The following is a 20026-nucleotide window of genomic DNA, read 5'->3' as shown; positions in this document are numbered from 1 at the left end:
TTAGTGCGCCGATAAGAATAATAGAAAGTCTCTTTTTCAATGTTGGATACCAAAATGGCTATGGATATAAAACAAGTAAACACCGCGTTCAACACGCGTGTTAACACCGATAACACGGGCAAAAGCAATGCGACGCAAACGTCTGCAACACCGGTGCAAACAGCAGTAGCACAAAAAGCCGATTCTGTGTCAATTACACCACAGGCTCAACAAATTCAAAATATTCAAACGAAGATGGCTGATATGCCTGATATTGACCAAAAGAAAGTTGACGAAATTAAAGCCGCAATTGCTGAAGGTCGTTACAAAATTGACCCAGACAAACTTGCAACTAACATCGCAAACTTCGAGAACGAGCTTAGCGATTAACCAACAGCCGCCCTACTGGCGCGCAACAAGGCACAACAGATAAGGCCATTATGACAAATTTATCTCATACATTAAGCTCACAACATGCGGTGTTGAATGAGCTTAAAGCCGTTATTAATCAAGAAAAACAAGCGCTACAAGCTCAAGATGCCGACACACTATTGTCGCTAACAAGCACTAAAGCTAGCTTACTTGATAATTTAAAACGCAATGATGAGGTCATAGCCAGCCATCCTGAACTAAAAACATTAGAGACTGACCCCGAATTGTCTCAACAAGTTAGCAAAGCCAAAGCCTTGCTAGCACAGTGCCAACAACTTAACGCTGAAAACGAGTCTTTAATTGAATTGAGCTTAGCCAGCTTAAATCGCTTTTCTCAGGCATTACAGGTCAGCCGTAATTCTGCCAGCCTCACTTACGACGGCAAAGGCCGTACGTCAAGCATCTCCAGTTTAGGCAATAACATTAAAGCCTAACGCTGTTATCGCGTTTGTTTTACCGAATAGAATCCTAAAAAAGTGCACTTAGCCGTTGGTTAAGTGCACTTTTTTTATATCCAAAATATTCGTGGCATAAAATATAAGCAAAACATGCCTATTCCCTACCGTCAGTCGCAAACACAAGAGCTGTGTGTTACACCTTAAAAGTAGGTGATCTGTTTAACTTTTTGAGACCTATTTTGCTGCTGATACAACGCCCACACCTGCTCAAAGTCTAATTCAAGCTCAGTTACGTAATGCTCGCCCGCTGGGTAGCTTTTAACCACGGTCGCACCACGGATCACCCCACTGACCGACGCTTTAATTTCATCGCTCGACATCATCCACTCACTCACCTGACTGGTCGCCGATAAATGCTGGCCATAAACCTGTTCAGCAAGCTCACGGTAAGCCGCAATTTTAGACGCCTGCATCGCCATCAATACTCTTTGTGCTGCGACGGGCGAAGGTTGGCTAGCCAACGTGGCATAACCGACGGCCGTCAACGTAGGAAAACTCGTCGGCGCTTCAGTTTCGTACTGTACATAACGATCTTGCGACGCGCAGCCACCCAGTAATAAGCTCAACATCAATACTATTATCGGTTTCATTTAATCGCTCCCAACCATCTTAACTGCATGCTGGCCTTTACTGGCATGGCGATACAACAACCCGTTTTCAGACACGACTTTTTCAGACTCGGTTAACAACCCAGACAATGCAGTGACCGGTACAAAACTTTGCGCAACCGAAACCACATGGTTATTGTTTAAATCCACAATACGGCTGTATAGCACCACTCCAGCTTTGTCGGGACTCATAGTGGTCACGACTACATGGTCGACATCAATGTTCGCCGGCAATTGTTGCCAGTCGCGGGTCAAAATAAAGTCGCCCTCAGCAGTAACCTGTATGGTCTCAGCCACATTCATGTCGACAACATTAAATTGGTGATCATGCAAGGCCGCGATCAGCCCTTGCTGATACTGCAATCCCAAAGTATTCGTGGCCGTTAAATCAGACAACATAACTGGCGTAGCCACTAATGTCAGCGAAGTCGGTGTTAAATTGTCATTTTGCCGCACCAACTCATTTACCATCTGCTGTGCCAAATGATTAATCGATGACAAATGTGGCAAACCATTACCGCTACTTAAGGTTTTATCTGCCGCCGTGGGCGGCGTATGGGCACAACCCGACAACAGTAGTAAGCTCAGCAAGCCTAATGTCTTATACATGGTATTTGTTCCTGTGATTCAACAACCGCGGCGAACCTGCAACTCAACTAACCGGTTAAGCCACCAGCTTGTAAGCCAAAGCTATGTTTACTAAAGCAGATATCTAAAACAGTTATCGGCACTAGTCTAAATAACTTTATCGCTAAATAGCACTAGATAGAGCAATTAAAGGCATAAATATTGCTTAGTTGTAGCTATAAAATTTAGACTGCCATTTTGTCGGCAACGCCCTGCCCGCTTTTGACAAACAGTCAAATCCAATAAAATGATGACACGACTATTTAACCCGCAGTATATAGTTGACGTTTAAGAGCACATTTAGTGCACTCATTTTATTAGAATTTCTCTATTGCGACTGATTAAAGCGTTTAATTTAGAAGGTTAATATGAAACTTGGTTCATACAGCATTATCACCATTATTCTAGCTTGCTCTTTTTTGCTTGTAGCCCCTGTAAAAGCTAAATGGATCCAAGCCAGTGGCCAGGCCAAAATTGTCGATAACAATCTGACTAAAGCGCGACAAGATGCCATCGAACAAGCTGTTAGCTACGCCACCTTAAAAACAGGCGCCCGCTTTACTAGTCAGCAAACCGTCAGTAATGGCCAGTTAGTTACCGACAGCTTTACCCTTACAAGGAATGCACAAGGCCAACAAGTTGAATTGGTAAGTGAGCACGTAAACGAAGGCTACCTAACTGTTAACGTACGCATTGATATTGTTGAAGCACTAGATCAAGCGTGCCAAGGTAGCGACCTAAAAGCGTCAATTTTAGTCCCACAAGCTGCCATAAAAGACCGCTCGCAGTTACGCTATGGCAACCTTGGGTTATTTGAACAGAACCTGTCAGAACAGTTAGCACAGGTAATTGAAACCCATTCAAGCAGCAGTTTTACCCACCTGCACGCCGACGAACGCTTAGATATCGACCAAACGTTAGTCGAAACACGCGGCTACCGGTTGCCAAGTTGGTTAGGTGAAACCACCGAAAGCCAATACATATTGATCCCCAAGATTATTGATATTTCGCCAGAACCCTCAACCCGTACGTTCGGGCTATGGGAGAACGATCCAATGCGGGTGTTTCAGTTAAGCCTGTCGTTATTTCACGCCATAAGTGGTGAAAAAATCTGGAGTAAGCAATACAAAAAATCGGCCGAATGGGAATTCTCGTTGCAGCAAACCGTTAATTCAAATAACCAACAATTTTGGCAGTCTGAATACGGCGAGATGATAAGTTCAGTATTACTTGAGGCCAGCCAAGATATGGATCAGGCACTTAATTGCCGTCCCTTATTAGGCCAAGTGGTGGCAAGGCAAGTCGACAGAATTATTATTAACCTAGGCCGCCGCAACGGCATACGTGCCGGCGACAAATTACAAATTGTATTACAAGAGAATATGCCTGACCGACTGTACAACATGCGCGCCATTGCGGGTAAAAGCAAAGCGACGATTACAATCGATCAAGTTAGTGAAAACAGTGCCACTGCGGTACTAAATGGGCTCAGCGCATCGCTGAACATTCAAGTTCATGATTTAGCAATAAAGTTATAACAGAACAATAAATAAGCAAATAAATTCAAAGACTTTCGAAACACTCTTTTCATCTAGAGTAAAACCAGTATAATCACTGGCGTCTCCCTATAGCTCAACAGGATAGAGCAGTCGCCTCCTAAGCGATCGATCGGGGTTCGAGTCCCTGTGGGGAGACCAGATAAGCCTTTTTACTCAAACTTATCAGCCACTTACAAAATTAACCAGTTTCTGTGCCGCCATAGGAACACGGTTTTTTCGAAATTTATTTTTAAGCGTTTTTTATAACCTTTTAGAATAACCTCCATTTTACTGCGTTAACCTCTGTTGTAGACTTTAAGCTTTATTTCTAATAGATTTCCTTATCTATAGATTAAATGGAAGTCATCTGTATGGAACAAGCAAAATTAACAAACAAAGTTATTACAGATCATTTCCATACTCATGAAAACGAAGTAACATAATAAAAAAGTAAAGGACACTTATACAGTTACTGAAGGAAAAGTAATGGATCCACTATCACAGCTATTCGCAGCATATCTTCAAGCTGCAAGCAATAACATAGCCGATCAGTATATGGATTCGATGAACACCACGGTTACGACCCAAAGTCTCATCTATAACGACACTCAGATTCGCTTTCAACACCAACTTTGGAAAATCAGACCAAAGAGTGTTTGCTCAAACCTTGAGCAACAAGCCACTCAATATTCAAAGTGTACCCAACAAGCAAAAGCGATGTTCACAGAGCTCTGTACACAGCTATCTAGCATGGATAACTTAAACCAGAAAGGCAGGAAGCTATCCAATATGTACTGTAATGCCTCCCTCAACTACAAGCCAATGATTGCCTATATCAGTGAACCAAAACCAAAGTCAGAAAAAGAGCTAAAGCAGAAAGAGTGTAATTTAATGATTTTGAAGGCGATGCAGGATAGTAGTGAAGAGGTTTTAAAGCAAAAAGAAAAAGCCTGTGGAACTTAATACTAGAAAAAAATCTATAAGGTAACTTTTATGGCAATCTTTGGGGATGACTTAATGTTTACTCTGACCTCACTAACCTATAGTAACCGTGCCTCATTAAAGCTAGATTAGAGCTGTTCACAACTAAAAAAGCATAATTTGTGGCTTAACAAAAATTTATAAAAACTGGCTCCTTCTATATTCGCATTCAATACGTATGGATTTAAAATGAAAAAACTATTTCAAAAATCAGATTCACTAATTAAAAGCATGTTCAAAGATCAAGAGCCTGAACATAGGTACTTTATTGTTAAACTAGGTGCTCCTAGTAGTAATGAAAGGATCGGTTATTTAAGAGCTTTGTTTGAAATTGTTGATGGTATAGTATGTGCTTATGACCCAGCTACACTGTGTCAAAGATCCAATGGCAACATCAATCAAGTTGAATCAATTTTTGTTAGGGGTGGCTATGATCTATATTTTCAAAAATATCAAAAAGAAGAATTATTTATAGTACAAGCTCATACACTAGAATCTAGTGACGGTGAGTGTTTACTAGGTGTTTTTTATGATAACAGAGGATACCCTCAACATCACAAGATTGATAAAAGTCACCCATTCATTGCTAGAGTTTTTGACTCTGAAGAAATTGATATAGTTAATGATGAAATAGTAAAGGAAGAAAAGTTTTTACATATATCCAAGAAAGAAAACACAGTAGCGTCAGGCACACCTTTATCTTTCTACTTCAATGATGATGAACAGTTCTTTGGACCACTATTTGATAAAAAAAGCAGTACATTACATGGATTCGATTTACCAAACCCAATAAAAATACCTTTTATGAAAGGGAAGAAAGTAAGCGACTTTAAAACATATAAAATAGAATTTAAAAATAATTACATAGAAGATAATCTAAAACATAGAACTATTTTCGGAGAAACCTACTTATACGCGATAAACATTGGAATGATATTTACAAATGAAGATGAAATCCCTACTAACAATATATTCGAACAATACGACACTATTCCAACAAACAGTATTCTTAGCAAGGCCTCAAAACTACTAAAAAGTAAACCCGCCGCTAAACTTAACATTGAGTCAATAATAAAAGGGCGTGAATTAAACGAATTATCTGACGATCGTAAAAGCATCATCGAAAGAACATTTAAATTATCTAACAACAACTCAGACGAAAGTAAAAAATTAGTTGAACTAATAATTAACTCCAATATTTTTGACTCTGAAATAATTAAATTCTTTGAGCAGCAGCCTACTAGTTTTATCCAAAGGTTCTCGCTGGATAAAAATATTGAATTTGCCAAAATAACTAGAGAGATTGAAGAAAAAAAGATTGAAGCCGATGAAGATATTGAGAGATACAAAGAAAACAAAACAGATGAAATCAATAGAGACTTGATCGAATTAACAGCAAAAAAAACCAACATAGTAAAAAAGATAGATACTAATAGAGTATTACTAGAGTCTCTTGAAAATGAACTAATTATTAAAAAATCCCAATTAGAAGATACTGAAAGTATTCAAGAACTAGCTGCAGAAAAAAGTGAGAAAATTAAAGAGTTATCACTTGAACTTGATGATTTACAGAGAAAACATAAACTTTCTACAGACATAGATAAATTACGAGAAGAGTTAGTTTACCAGCAGAGAAGAATTCATGAAGAAACTAATAAAAAATCTGAATTAGAAGATGTAACAAAGAGCATTCAAAATGATATGAATATGGCTGAATCTGAATTAGCTAAAAGATTCCTAGAATCGAAGATAATTTCAGATTTAGTTGAAGGTGATTACCATAAACACCTGAGCCGCGCTAACGAATCAAATGTAGAAGTAGTAAATATTTCTTCGCCTTCAATTGATAAAAATGAAAATTTAACGAGAACCTCAATAATAGAAATCATTCATGAGCGTTTCAAAGGTATGAATCGTGAAATACCTCTAGGTGATCTTGCTGCATATTTAACTGCAATATTTCAAAACCAATTCACAGTTCTCTTAGGTTCACCAGGAACAGGTAAAACATCTTTTGCAGAGCAATTAACTTATGCTATCGGTAGTAGTGATAAAACATTGAGCACTCTGATTAACGTTGGAAAGGGCTGGACTGAACCAAAAATGCTGCAGGGTTATTATAACCCAATAACCAAAAAGTATGATGCTGGAAGCACTGGCTTCTACCCACTAATGGATTCCCTGAATAATACAGCTGAAAATGAATTGCCAATGTCTTTCATCATCTATGATGAATTTAACTTAAGTTCACCAGAATATTATCTAAGCAACCAATTGGGTTTGGCTGATAAAAAATCCAATCGGAAATTGGTTTTAGGTAATGATATCGAAATTAGAGTGCCTATGTCTACTCGATTTATTTGTACGGCCAATACTGATGAAAGTGTTGAAGGGTTAACTCCTCGAGTAATCAACCGCTGTGCATTTATAAGCTTCAACTCAAACCATATTTCATATGACTTTGATTGTGAAGAGTTAACTTATAATAGAAATGATATGCTAGGAACTGGAGACCAAATAGTAGAGGCTTTCAAACCTAGCACTTCAGATTTCATATCTTCAGATATGAAGGCAAAACTTGAAGATTTATATGAAATATTTATTGATAAATTGAAAACCAATTTATCTCCTCGTAGAAAAGAGCAAATTAAGAATTTTGTACTCACTTCATCAAACATAAGCTTTGTAAATGAAAATCTCGTTCTAGATCATACGCTTGGAATGTTTCTAATTCCATTAATAAAAGGCTCAGGCGAAGGTTATGAGGAGCATTTAATTGAATTAAAGGAGAAAATGGAAAACTATGATCTTATTATTTCAGTGGAACTGCTGAACGAGGTAATAGATTCTGGACAAGAAAACTTTAAACACTTTAGTTTCTCAATCGCGTAGGTATTCTATGAGTATTGAGTGGCTTTTAAAAAGTAATTCTTCCCAACATGATTTAATGTCGGAAAGTGAAGTTTTCGTACCTGATGATATTGAATATGAATTAATTATAAATACAAAAATCGATTCAAATGGTAACGATAGAAAACCTGAATTATATATTGGAGATATAGCAATAAAATTAGGGATGAGTCGAAATCATAACAAAACTACATCTTTTTCATCTAGAGTTAGTAGTAACTTTTTTGATAATGCACACTTCCTTAACTATTTTGGAGAATCAGAGTTAGTACTAATTACTCATGATAAAGGTCAAAAAATTGAGTACACAAAAGTCATCAATGTTACTTTAAAGAAAAAGAAAGCAGACATAGCAATAGACATGCTAAATTATTTGAGTAAGAACATGGACGACATCGCTCAAATATGCTTTTCGAAGACAAGGAGTGGTTTTAAACCTTCAAAAGATACCTGCAACAATACAGTTAAGTTTGAAAACTTAAAAAATGCACTTGAGTATTTGGAAGTACATATTGAAAGTTTTTCTCGTACCAAAAAGACAAAAATCAGAAGTCAGCTTGAAATGTACTCTGACAAGCCTCCCGTGTACGACCACAATACAACAATGTGGTTACTAAGCAATTTTGATAAATTAAAAGTGACAAAAAAGCAAGACCATAATGTAGTAATTAACCGTAAATTCTATAACATTGAATTACCAAAAAGTAACACTTATCTCTGTACTGATGAAAAAGAAAACCATGTCATACACTACTTTTTGATGACTGGAATTAATTATTGTTTAGAACTAAGAAAACTTTTAAAGTCACAAGAACAAAAAACTACAACTTCATTTGAAAACAATGAATACATTCGATTTGATCAAGTAATCAAAAACTCTATTAACCCTATAATAAAACGAAAAGGCCAAAAAGTTGATGAGATAACTAATAGGTTAATAAAATTAAAGAAAACCTTTGACATTATAGCACCTATAAACAAGCTTAAACCTCAACTGCCAATTCAAACTTCTTACACTCTTAAAAACAACCATTACTCTAGTGCATTCAACTTGTTCAAGTATTTTTATGACTCCAATGGAGCTGATCGTTCTAATGACTTGAGCATTTTAATGGGAATAAGAAATTTATCTCAAATATATGAATTCTCTTGCCTATACCAATTGGTCAATGCTTTAAAACAATATAGTTACGATAAAGGAGGATTGATTACTACTAGATTGGTTACCCATGATAAAACATGGGAAGGTAAACAAACTATGAAAATCAACGTACTTGCAAATCAGTTTGTTTTCAAATTTGATAAAGACAGGGATATAACTCTATATTATGAAAAGCCTTTCCATGTTATTGATAGGTATGCCCCTCAAGACAACACCATTATAAGAATATCAAAGTCAACCCGACCATATCGACCTGATTACACAATCAGAGTCGATAACAAAAGTACCGGTGACCATCATTATATTATTCTTGACGCAAAATTCATGACATTGAAAAATGTAAGAACAAAGTATAAGGAAATGCACTCCAAATATGCTCAAGAACTAAAATCAGTAAAAAACAAAATAATAGATAACACCGCCATTAAATATGTAGGATTATTGTACGCTTTAAGTGAAGATAATATTTTTTCAGAGGATAGTTATATTTCTGCTGAACATAAACCGAATGGAATGCTACCGATTTCCCCATATTTCAGTAGTTTTCATTTGGGGGTAGAGGAAAACGGCACTACAAAATATATAATTGAAAATTACTTGCTTTAATTACTTAGTATACAATCAACACATGAATTAGGGTATTACAATCTATAGTTCCCTTACCAAACAGCTCTCTCTTTTCGCCCTCAGAGAGCTGTTCTATCTCCTTGACTAGCTTATCCATCAATCCCAAGTAACTGAGCGGTTGTAATAACACGCTCTGCCATCACCTACTCAGGAAAAGTACCCGTGCTGTTAATGATATCACTGTGACCAAGCAACTTACTGGTAGTTAAAATAAATGGGGCAGAGTAAACTTATTGTATGTTGCTCAGGCGCTTCATATTGCTCTTTAGGAGGCTTGGTTAGTGATAGGTGTGAATCATCGACATATTAGCGAGGAGCAATGGCTAAAGCGGGGTGAATATGAAATAAGAAGTTTGCTTGCCCAAGAGGGCGCGCTTAGAATAAATGGGGTCAGAGTAAACTTATTGTATGTTGCTCAGGCGCTTCATATTGCTCTTTAGGAGGCTTGGTTAGTGATAGGTGTGAATCGTCGACATATTAGCGAGGAGCAATGGCTAAAGCGGGGTGAATATGAAATAAGAAGTTTGCTTGCCCAAGAGGGCGCGCTTATATCTTCAGCTGAGTACATTTATAATAAATGGGGTCAGAGTAAACTTATTGCTTACTTTACTCTGCATGGCTATTTTGTATCACTACTCAAACACCGCTGTGCCACTTGATAAACAATAGCGTTCACCTGGTCTTGGGTGAATATTTGTGTTCTCAAGTTTGGTATCGTCTTCGCCAGCTGCTTATGACTCATGATGGGGAACGGTGGGTTTGATTGGCTGGTGACATACCAACCAGGGAACACTAAAACAGGTAACGGTGTGATAGGTTGTCCTACTGACTTAGTTAACCACTCTCCTACCCATTTGGCTTGTCTTTTGGCTTGCTCTAATGGTTTAATCTCTATCCAAGATGGGAAAACTAAACGATTATCTTTAAAAAAAAGCTGATAATCTTTGCCACCATTCTTCTTGTCTTGAGTTCGCTTATGCCGTCCTTTGGTTTCAATGGCAAATACACCATTTTGACCAACTACTAAGTGATCAATGTTAAACCCATCAGCTTGTACATCATGGAAGACTTGATACCCCAAAGCTTGCAAACCGATAAGCTCACTTGCTGTAGCTAACTCTGCAGTATGACCAAGCCTAAATTTAAATAATTGAGAAAAACCTTTCCACGTTCGATAACCGCTGTAGGTAAGACCAATGACAATAAATAGGCTAAAAAGCCAAGGAAAAGTACCCGTTGTTAAGTGTGCTTTGACTCCTAGATACGCAAAAGGAAAGCAGACAACGATAACAGCCATTAACAGTGCTGAAACTACATCAAACTGAAGATCTTGAATTTTGTTCTGTAAACCTAAAGCTGGAATGCGAGTAAGCTGCTCTCTATCTATCGGTAACCTCACCGTTTTATCACGGTGCTTAAGCATGACAAACATCACCAGCAACACCACACCCATCCCTGACAGTAGAATCACTATTGATAAGAGGTTTGCGGTTAACTCACTCATACTCATCCTTGAATAAATGGCAAATAAAACAACAATTTAACGCAATTGCTGTCCTTTTAATTTGGTCTAGAACATATTTATATCATTTAGCTGACAAAAAATCCTTTGATGATGTGAGAGATATTGCTCAAACTTATTAAAATCATTAGGCTTTAAATTATCAGTAGCTAGAACATCACCAACATTTATGCCCAACTGCGACAGAAGGAGTAAATCCAGCTGCTTACGACAGCTCGCGTTCTAGTTCAGCTTCTCGCTTTTGTTCACGCTTAGCCTCGTTAGGGTTAACTCCCTTAGAAAGCTCTACCGCAGTTTGCTTTGCCAGTTTTCTGGCGTTCTCAATAGTGAGGTTAGGAAACTCACCAAAAGTAACTGAAACGTCCCGCCCTAATCGCTTGCGGCGAAAGCGAAAAAACTTGCTTCCTGATGGCATTATCTCAAGAACAAGCCCTTTTACAGAGTCTCTGTGGTTAGCGTCTTGAATTATATACCTTTTCTCAAAAGGTTCTAATTGTTCGAAACAACGTTTTGTGAAACTAATTTCTTTAACCATAGTGACTTAACCTCGAATCCTGTGCCGCCTATGTGCCGCCATAGGAGATAGATTTTATCAATTTACAGTAATTTTGATTAAAGTCAAAAATCAAAATAACACCGTAAGATATTGATAAATAGAGATTCGTTAACTTTCATCAATTTTGGTTAATGTCGCCAATCCTCGCCTGTGGGGAGACCATATATTTTGCCAAATGTATGCATTTCAAGTTTCAACCATTCAATATGCTTAGCTGTCAAAATTGCAATATAGCCTTTAAAACAATATCTTACTTTTATTTTTTCCTGCGGCTATTAATGTAATTTAAGGTGGCATCGGTGATTCTGCCCAGCGGCAATTGATGTTTCGCTGCGACGAGTTTTACAGCTTCTTTTGGCATGCCGTAAACCACACAGCTAGCTTCATCTTGTGCGATGGTTTCTGCGCCTGCTTGTTTCATTTTTAATAGCCCTGCAGCGCCATCTTTTCCCATGCCAGTGAGTATAATTCCCACGCCAAATCCTTTACAGCTGTCAGCCACAGATTCAAATAAAATATCAATAGAGGGTCGATGTAAATTCACCGGTTCAGCGTCACTTAACATGCTGTAGTAGCAACCTGAACGCTTTTGTACCAGTAGGTGTTGATCACCTGGGGCTACATACGCATTACCTGCTTTAATTAGGGTGTTGTGGGTTGCTTCGGCGACGTTAATCGCGCACAAACCAGCAAGCCGCGCAGCAAATGAGCCAGTAAAACTTTTAGACATATGCTGGGTAATTACAATACCTGGGCAGTTAGTTGGCATACGCGTTAACAATTTAGTTATCGCCTCTGTGCCACCCGTTGAGGCGCCAATAGCGATAAGGTATTTATCGCTATCATCGCGGGTAGCCGTTTCGGTACCTGCGGTTAACGGCATTTGCTGTAGCTGACTGAGATCACGCTGCTTAAACTGGTTTGGAGCTTCACGAACGCTGTTGATAATATCGCTGGCTATAAGCTCCAGCTGGTCGATGGAAGGTTTGCAGATACAGGCAGTAGCACCCATTTTTATGGCTTTTTCGGTGATAAGTGATTGCTCATCGAGTAGCGTTGATATCATCACTACCGGAATAGGCCTTAGCTTCATTAGTTTGTCTAAAAACAATATGCCGTTCATCCGCGGAAACTCGATGGCAAGCGTGAGCACATCTGGCACTAGCGTTTTTATCATTTCGCGGGCTTGAAATGGATCGTTGGCAATACCCACCACCTGCATATTTTTTTGATTATTAATTATACTTTCAATAACTTTGCATACTTCTTCGGATGAATCAGCAATTAGAACTCTAATTTTCATCTCTACATCCTTTTATACATGGTTTGGCTGATTAGCTTGAAATCATTTTGCAAACTCGACACGCTTTCTGAGTGCCCTAAAAATAGCAGTGAGCCACTGGGAAGATAACTTGCAAAGCGTTGCAGCAACTTTTTCTGTGTTGGTTTGTCGAAGTAGATCATGACGTTACGACAAAATATTACGTCAAACATTTTAGTCATTGGCCAGTGTTGACTCACCAAATTTAACTGTTTAAACCGCACTAATGCTTTTACCTCAGGTTTTATGTCGTATTGGCTATTGCTAACATTCGCTGTAAAAAACTTTTTTCTTTGTATCGCGCTCAATTTACTCAGTTGATCTGGGCTGTAACTGCCTTTTCTGGCAGTTGCGAGTACCTGAGTATTTAAATCGGTTGCCAAAATTTTTACTGGTGGCGTAGCGCTACCAAAGACCTCCATCATGGTCATGGCGATGCTATAGGCTTCCTCTCCAGTTGAGCATGCTGAACACCAAATTTTGAGTGGCTCAGTTTTGCTTTTAACTAGCAAATGCCTATTAATGTGCTCCGCGAGCAAATCAAAATGATAGGGCTCTCTGAAAAAAGAGGTTAAGTTCGTGGTGAGTTCATTAATAAAATACACTAATTCAGCTGACTGTTTATGTTTGAGCAGTTGAATATAGTCATGAAAACTACTGAGCTTTCTCTCACGTAACCGGCTTGATAACCGGTTACATACAAAGTGTTTTTTACTGTCTGCTAACGAAATCCCCGCATGGCTAAAAATTAGTGCCACTATGGTTTTAAAGTCTCTTTCGGTTAGTTGCCCAATTTGGCCATCGGTCACCATTAGAATTCTGACCAGTCGTGTGCGTCATCCTCCTGGTTGGTCGATTGCTCAAGTGTTTCTCGGTGTGGCTTAGCTGGCATAGAATGCGAGTGAGCGCTGCGATTTAAATGACCTTTGCCGGTGTCGAATACCGCAACTGAAATTGCAAGGTTAGCAACTTGTTCTTCGAGCGAGCTAGCGGCGGCTGAACCTTCTTCGACTAACGCCGAGTTTTGCTGGGTAACATCGTCAATTTCTAGTATAGCGCGACCCACTTGCTCGATACCGATGCTTTGCTCAATTGAGGCGCTGGTGATCTCTTCAATAATATTGGCAACATCGTGAATTGAGCTCACCACCCCTGAAATGGAATCGCCGGCTTGGTCGGCCAGTTTAGAGCCTATTTCAATTTTTTCGACCGATGAATTGATTAACGTCTTAACCTCTTTGGCTGCCGTGGCTGAGCGTTGTGCTAAGTTTCTAACTTCAGTGGCGACAACCGCAAAACCACGACCTTGTTCGCCGGCTCTAGCGGCTTCAACTGCGGCGTTGAGCGCCAAAATATTGGTTTGGAAAGCAATACTGTCGATAACCGATATAATGTTCATAATTTCGCGTGAGCTGGTATTAATCACGCTCATGTTATTGACCACTTTTTTAACAATGTCGCCGCCTTTAATGGCGTTTTCAGATGTTTCTTTCGCGAGGCGATTGGCTTGTTTTGCATGTTCGGAGTTTTGCTTCACGGTGATGGTGAGCTCTTCCATGCTTGAAGCGGTCACTTCAAGACTTGAGGCTTGTTTTTCGGTCCGTTGGGCTAAATCAACATTACCGATTGCAATCTCTTTTGCGGCGGTGTTGATAGTGTCTGCCGAAACTTTAATTTGAATAATCATCTCTTTGAGCTTTGAAACAGTTAAATTTGAGCTGTCTTTTAGTTCACCAAAGGCACCTGAATAATCGCCGCTAATATTGGCGGTTAAGTCACCTTTTGCCAGTGCCGACAGCACTGTGACTATGTCAGCTAAATTATCTTCTGTTATTTCAAGCAGTCGGTTAATACTTTCACTCAAGACGGTATAAAAACCATTTTTGCCGGATAAATCCATGCGTTGGGTAAAGTCGCCATTTACTGCCGCTTGAATGACACTTTCTATTTCTTGTTCGATTGCAATTTCTAAGGTACGGTCAGTCCACTCGCCTACACTACCTATGCGCTCGCCGTTATCATTTGTAACCGGGTTAGTAATGGTGTTAAACGTGCAGCCGTTTATTACAATAACTTTGCTGTTAGCTTGAGTGAGCTTGCTAAGAGTATTGGCTTGCTCTGCGGACTCGGTATGAAATTGGTCAATACTAGCGCCAACTATATTGCCGGCATTAAAGTGTGGAATCGCGGCTTTTAACACCGATTCTGACTGTTTGAACATTTTAATAATGGCTGGATTTGCGTAAATAATATTACGCTCATTATCGGCAATCATCACATTGGTACTCACGTTATCGAGCGCAATTTTAATTCGCGTTGCCGTGGTTGCTGTTTGCTTCATTTTTTCCATATTGAAAGCTAACTGCACTTTCATGATTTTAAGCGACTGCAAAACTTCACCAATTTCATCATGATTTTTCACGTCAATATCAAACAGGTAGTCTTGCATCACTAATTTATTAAAGTACTGCTTAATTTTGTGCAATCGTGATTGAATATCTTTATTAAAGTGATACGCAATAAGTACATAAAAGAAGATACACAGTAAGGTTAAGGTAATTGACAACACGATTTCCCACAGCAGCACTTGGTCACTTAACTGATGTACAACTTGTGCTTGCTGGTAGTTGATATCAATCATTGCGGTAATATCACGTTCAAACTGCTCGATATTATTGATGATGTCAGCAATTTCAGTAGGGGGAACACCTGCAGTGCTATCGCTTAGTACTGGTGTTGCTAGTAGGCTAAACGAAGGGCTTATTGAGCCTATATAGTCACGTTGAACAGCTATGGCTTTCCCCCATGACTCTTTATCGACATTCGTACTATCAATTGTTGCGATAAGCTCTGTGGCGACGGCATTTAACTGGTTAGCCTTGTCTTGCAACGTATTACTAATGCTAAGTAGCTGGTTACTATCGCCTGTTAGCAATGACATTTTGAGTAAGTACTTACTTTCTTGCCACACACTGGCCATGCTTTTCAGTTGGCTCGACTCTTTTACATGCGATTGATATAAATCTTCAACGGCTTCTTTTTCGGTAAATGCGCTGTATATGCCCGTTGCAAGTATCAACAGTAACGACATCGTCGCAAATAACACCAAGCCTTGTATACGCTGCTTAATGGTCAGACTTGAAGTCCACTTTTGTTTGGTTTTTTTAACAACTTTGCCATTTTTAAAAATGAGATTTCCCTGTTCTCCGGCTTTAAACAGTGGATACAGCTTTTTCGCTCTTTCTAGTTGAACACTATTGGGTGCAGAACGCACTGACATAAATCCGGTATGTTCGCCGCCATTGTAGAGCGGAATAACGTCTGATTTAACCCAGTAAAAACCGCCCTTTTTTTGCCTATTTTTTAAGATCCCTGACCAGCTTTTTTCTGCAGAGATGTTTTTCCACAGATCTTTGAAAGCCTCTTTGGGCATATCAGGGTGCCGCACAAGATTGTGGGGCTTCCCCTTGAGCTCTTCGCGCGTAAAGCCACTGACGCGAACAAAATTGTCATCAGCAAAGGTGATGTTACCGGCTAAGTCGGTTTCAGATACGAGGATTTCACCTTCGGGTAAAATGTACTCTCTGTTGTTATTACTCATAGAAAAATCCTTTTTACTGGGCATTTTGCCCTGCAGGGTCATCACTGATTTGGTCGAATAATGCCATTTCAGAACTGTTCATCAGTTTTTGTATATTGATCAACACCAGCATTAGGTCATTATGTGTGGCTAGGCCTTTAATAAATTTAGTCTCTAGCGCACTGGCAAACTCGGGTGGAGGCTGTATTTCATTTGTTTCAAATAACACCACGTCTGCGACGCTATCGACCACAATACCGACAATGCGACTGTCGATATTTAAAATGATCACCACGGTCATTTCGTGGTAGCTAACGTCTGGTAAGTTGAACTTCAGGCGCATATCGACTATTGGGATCACCACTCCGCGCAGGTTCATGACCCCTTTAATGTAGTCGGGCATATTCACAATGGCGGTAACTTGGTCATAGGTACGGATCTCTTGCACGGTTAAAATATCAATGCCGTAGTATTCTTTACCGAGCCAAAAGGTTAAATATTCACTCTTTTGAGCACTCATTTTAGTATCCAAATCAAGCTCCAATATCGCTTCAACATTGTTCAATTAACTCCGCAACATCGAGTATTAGCGAGACTCGACCATCGCCCATAATGGTGGCACCCGATACGCAGGGAACTTTGCGAAAATTATTTTCCAAATTTTTAAGCACCACTTGCTGCTGTCCTACGAGACTGTCGACAAATAACGCAATCACTTTTTTATCGTGTTCGAGTAAAATCACAATGCCCTCGTGCATTGCGGTGATGTCGGTGTCGATATTAAAAAAGGAATGCAGGGTTAACACCGGTATATATTCACCATGTACCAGCACCATTTTGCCGCCACCATTAAGCACTTTGACGTTTTCGGCTTTTGGCTGTAATGACTCAACAATGAAGGTCAATGGGATGATGTAAATATGCTCGCCAACAGACACTGACATGCCTTCTAATATGGCCAGTGTTAGCGGAAGCTGTATTGATGTGGTTGAGCCTTGCCCTAATACTGAGCTTATTTCAACGCGTCCACCCATGTTGGTAATATTGCGCTTAACTACGTCCATACCGACCCCACGGCCAGAAATTTCGGTTACTGTTTGCGCCGTTGAAAACCCAGCTGAAAACACCAGTTGATAAATTTCGGCATTGCTCATGCCATCAGGTAACGTCAAGCCGTTATTACGCGCCTTGGCTAATATTTTTGCGGGATCAATGCCTGCGCCATCATCTTCTACATTAATAATGACATCGCCACCGCGGTAAAAAGCCGATAGCTTAATCACGCCTTCTGCCGGCTTATGCTCTGCTTGTCGTGTAGCGGGCTGCTCAATGCCATGGTCAACACTGTTACGCACCAAATGTGTTAATGGCGCAGCCAACATCTCTATCAGCCCTTTATCGAGTTCTGTTTGTTCGCCTTCAATCACTAACTTGATGTTTTTATTTAATTGAGTTGATAAGTCACGAATAATTCGAGGAAAGCGCCCAAACACTGTGCCAATTGGCATCATCCTGACCGACATAACTGAGGCTTGTAGGTCGCGGGTGTTACTTTCTAATTGCTTCAGTCTGGCGGCAAAGAGTTCATGTTCATCAAACCCTAAATCGTGTGTGAGCTTTTGTAGCATCGACTGGGTAATGATTAGCTCACCCACTTGATTGATTAGCTGGTCAACTTTTTGAGTACTGACTCTGATTGATGTGGTTTCATTTTGCTGGGGCTGCTTCTTGGACGCGGCTGTTTTCGCCCGCGTTTTATTGCCCGCTGGAGCCGAAACTACAACTTGCGTGGCGATGGGGCTTTCTGCCTCAGTGCCGAGCTCAGTTGTGTCGGTTTGAGCTTGAGACTGACCGGGGGCTAACTTTTTGTGGTACCAATAGCTAATTTTTTCGTCGACCAGTTCGGCATTGATGGGTTTGCATAAGTAGTCGTCCATGCCTGCTTGTAAGCAATTTTGGATCTCTTTTTCTCCTGCCATTGCCGTCATGGCAATAATCGCGATATCACTGTGCTGAGCTCCGCCCTCACCTTTACGGATCGCTTGAGCTGCTTGATAGCCGTCCATAATAGGCATTTGGCAATCAAGTAAAATTACGTCAAAGGGGGTTTCTGCCGCATTTAATACATCCAATGTATGTTGGCCATCTTTAGCGACCTCTACTTGAGTAAAGCCAAGTTTTTTTAAGGTGAGCATCGCTACCATTTGGTTTACTTTACTGTCTTCCACCAGCAACAGCTTTAAGCTAATTCGGCTCTCGTCTGACAGGGAAGCTACTACATTAGCATTAGCGTCAGCGGCTAATGCGGTAGAGCTTTGACTGGCATCAGGCCCAGGCTCTTGGCACAACACATTAAGTTTATTACACAAAAGGTTAATGCTGGCAGGGTCAACGCAGGCCTCGTCATACTGGTAAACATTTTTTAACGATTCTAATAGATCTTTAGCCTCTAAAAAGGCATCAAGCATGGTTTGTGTGAGTTGTATTTCGTCGTGCCGAAGTTTATCGAGCAGGTTTTCAAGGATGTGGGTGACAGAGGTTATGTCATCAAAGCCAAAAATGCCGGCTCCTCCTTTTATGGAGTGGGCGGCTCTAAATATGGCATCGAATGCGTCTGAATTGTCGTCATTTTCATTCATATCTAGCAACAGAGATTCAGTCTCTTCAAGATGCTCAGTCATCTCTTCGAAAAAGATTTTATCAAACTGTTGGCTATTATCAGGCATAGATTAACGCCGCCCTGGACGGGAAATCGAGCTTATAAACCGCGCTCAATTGCACTTTTTTGTAGGTAGATTCCATTCTAACAACACCACTTTTATTAAATCACATTGCGCTTAAAACCCGGATAAATACTAATGCTATGTTTGCACTACTCACTTAGGTATAACGCAAATTCAAGCAGATTCAAGCGACTGAGTACAATATATATATCTACTGTTTACGGGCTTTTAGCGCGCCATGACAGGCAACAGTAGACTTTAACGGCTTTTTATTTTAGCTTCGGATAATTAGCGTTGTTTTTAGGCCGATACAGCTGAACTGACGTTAAACGGCAATTTGAGTAGCCATCGTAAAGTTAAAAATGGACACCCAATATAGCCTCTGTAATACCGAGCCAACTGAGCAGTGCTGACCGTCACTATCAATGTGTAATATTTAGCCCAAAAGGATGATGAAGTGATATCAATTAGAAAGGCCAATGCAGCTGACGCAGCAACAATTTACACACTAAGAAATAGAGCGATTCTCGACAATTGCGCCGATTTATACAGCCCTCAACAACTCACCCTATGGACAGAGGGTGAATTATCACAAAGTTTTGTTGATGATATTGCTAATAATTTTTATGTATCTGAAATAAATGGCCAGGTTATTGGTAGTGGCAAAATAACGCTAAGCACGACGATGATCGACGCCATTTTTGTTGACCCTGATTACTTTGGTCGAGGCGCAGCTAAGTTGATGATGTCATTTTTAGAAGATATTGCCATACAACATAATTTAAACTGCTTAACGCTAGACTCGACGTTAAACGCGGCGCCGTTTTATCAATCCTGCGGCTTTGTCGGCGAAGACGTATCAGACTACCAATCCCCCCGCGGCGTCTCTTTGTCGTGTATAAGAATGCACAAAATACTCTAAGCGTTTGTAAGTTTTGCACTCGTTTTAAGACGAGTAATTCGCCAGCCAGCTTGAATCATTAGCCTTACTATAAAATGTGG

Annotated in this window: 15 protein-coding genes, 1 tRNA gene and 1 pseudogene; 8 read left to right on the top strand and 9 right to left on the bottom strand. The window is 39.9% G+C overall.

Features of this window, described 5'->3' with window-relative positions; translation table 11 throughout:
- The first annotated feature begins 54 nt into the window (after window positions 1–54).
- Window positions 55–369 carry a flagellar biosynthesis anti-sigma factor FlgM gene (gene flgM, locus RGE70_RS05350; RefSeq protein WP_310470497.1) on the top strand — a complete coding sequence of 105 codons (315 nt, stop codon included), beginning with the start codon at window positions 55–57 and terminating at the stop codon, window positions 367–369.
- Window positions 370–419: 50 nt separating this feature from the next.
- Window positions 420–845, top strand: coding sequence for a flagellar protein FlgN (locus tag RGE70_RS05345; RefSeq protein ID WP_310470496.1), 426 nt, complete (start codon window positions 420–422; stop codon window positions 843–845).
- A 164-nt stretch (window positions 846–1009) separates the two neighbouring features.
- Here RGE70_RS05345 and RGE70_RS05340 read toward each other — a convergent pair whose 3' ends face one another.
- Window positions 1010–1459, bottom strand: a complete 450-nt coding sequence (locus tag RGE70_RS05340; RefSeq protein WP_310470495.1) for an LPP20 family lipoprotein — start codon at window positions 1457–1459, stop codon at window positions 1010–1012.
- On the bottom strand, window positions 1460–2086 hold the full coding sequence (locus RGE70_RS05335) for a FlgO family outer membrane protein (RefSeq protein WP_310470494.1): 627 nt from the start codon (window positions 2084–2086) through the stop codon (window positions 1460–1462). It lies immediately after the preceding gene.
- 386 nt (window positions 2087–2472) lie between these two features.
- Here RGE70_RS05335 and RGE70_RS05330 point away from each other — a divergent pair, with 386 nt between their 5' ends.
- The 5 genes from RGE70_RS05330 (at window position 2473) to RGE70_RS05310 (ending at window position 9301) form a co-directional block, all read left to right on the top strand.
- Window positions 2473–3642, top strand: a complete 1170-nt coding sequence (locus tag RGE70_RS05330) for a flagellar assembly protein T N-terminal domain-containing protein (protein WP_310470493.1) — start codon at window positions 2473–2475, stop codon at window positions 3640–3642.
- A gap of 83 nt (window positions 3643–3725) precedes the next feature.
- Window positions 3726–3801, top strand: a tRNA-Arg gene (locus RGE70_RS05325).
- 327 nt (window positions 3802–4128) lie between these two features.
- Window positions 4129–4605 carry a hypothetical protein gene (locus RGE70_RS05320; RefSeq protein WP_310470492.1) on the top strand — a complete coding sequence of 159 codons (477 nt, stop codon included), beginning with the start codon at window positions 4129–4131 and terminating at the stop codon, window positions 4603–4605.
- Between the two features lie 207 nt (window positions 4606–4812).
- A complete protein-coding gene (locus tag RGE70_RS05315) occupies window positions 4813–7515 on the top strand; it encodes a DUF8727 domain-containing protein (RefSeq protein ID WP_310470491.1) in 2703 nt (900 codons plus the stop codon).
- Window positions 7516–7522: 7 nt separating this feature from the next.
- Window positions 7523–9301 (top strand): nuclease domain-containing protein, encoded by a 1779-nt coding sequence (locus RGE70_RS05310; protein ID WP_310470490.1) that lies wholly within the window; start codon window positions 7523–7525, stop codon window positions 9299–9301.
- 640 nt (window positions 9302–9941) lie between these two features.
- Here RGE70_RS05310 and RGE70_RS05305 read toward each other — a convergent pair.
- From RGE70_RS05305 to RGE70_RS05275, 7 genes and pseudogenes are all read right to left on the bottom strand, one after another.
- Window positions 9942–10826, bottom strand: coding sequence for a nuclease-related domain-containing protein (locus tag RGE70_RS05305; protein WP_310470489.1), 885 nt, complete (start codon window positions 10824–10826; stop codon window positions 9942–9944).
- Between the two features lie 223 nt (window positions 10827–11049).
- Window positions 11050–11379 (bottom strand): Arm DNA-binding domain-containing protein, encoded by a 330-nt coding sequence (locus tag RGE70_RS05300; protein WP_310470488.1) that lies wholly within the window; start codon window positions 11377–11379, stop codon window positions 11050–11052.
- Between the two features lie 277 nt (window positions 11380–11656).
- Entirely contained in the window at window positions 11657–12703 is a 1047-nt protein-coding gene (locus RGE70_RS05295; RefSeq protein ID WP_310470487.1) for a protein-glutamate methylesterase/protein-glutamine glutaminase, read from the bottom strand.
- Window positions 12704–12705: 2 nt separating this feature from the next.
- Entirely contained in the window at window positions 12706–13533 is an 828-nt protein-coding gene (locus tag RGE70_RS05290) for a CheR family methyltransferase (protein WP_310470486.1), read from the bottom strand.
- 278 nt (window positions 13534–13811) lie between these two features.
- Window positions 13812–16322 (bottom strand): annotated as a pseudogene (locus RGE70_RS05285) (methyl-accepting chemotaxis protein); the annotation flags it as partial.
- A 13-nt stretch (window positions 16323–16335) separates the two neighbouring features.
- Window positions 16336–16821 (bottom strand): chemotaxis protein CheW, encoded by a 486-nt coding sequence (locus RGE70_RS05280; RefSeq protein WP_310472926.1) that lies wholly within the window; start codon window positions 16819–16821, stop codon window positions 16336–16338.
- A gap of 31 nt (window positions 16822–16852) precedes the next feature.
- A complete protein-coding gene (locus RGE70_RS05275; RefSeq protein WP_310470484.1) occupies window positions 16853–19027 on the bottom strand; it encodes a chemotaxis protein CheW in 2175 nt (724 codons plus the stop codon).
- Between the two features lie 454 nt (window positions 19028–19481).
- Here RGE70_RS05275 and RGE70_RS05270 point away from each other — a divergent pair, with 454 nt between their 5' ends.
- Window positions 19482–19946 (top strand): GNAT family N-acetyltransferase, encoded by a 465-nt coding sequence (locus tag RGE70_RS05270; protein WP_310470483.1) that lies wholly within the window; start codon window positions 19482–19484, stop codon window positions 19944–19946.
- The last annotated feature ends 80 nt before the right edge of the window (window positions 19947–20026 follow it).

The sequence above is a fragment of the Shewanella youngdeokensis genome, from assembly GCF_033180165.1.
Classification (GTDB): domain Bacteria; phylum Pseudomonadota; class Gammaproteobacteria; order Enterobacterales; family Shewanellaceae; genus Shewanella; species Shewanella youngdeokensis.
This window is presented reverse-complemented; position numbering and strand designations above follow the sequence as displayed.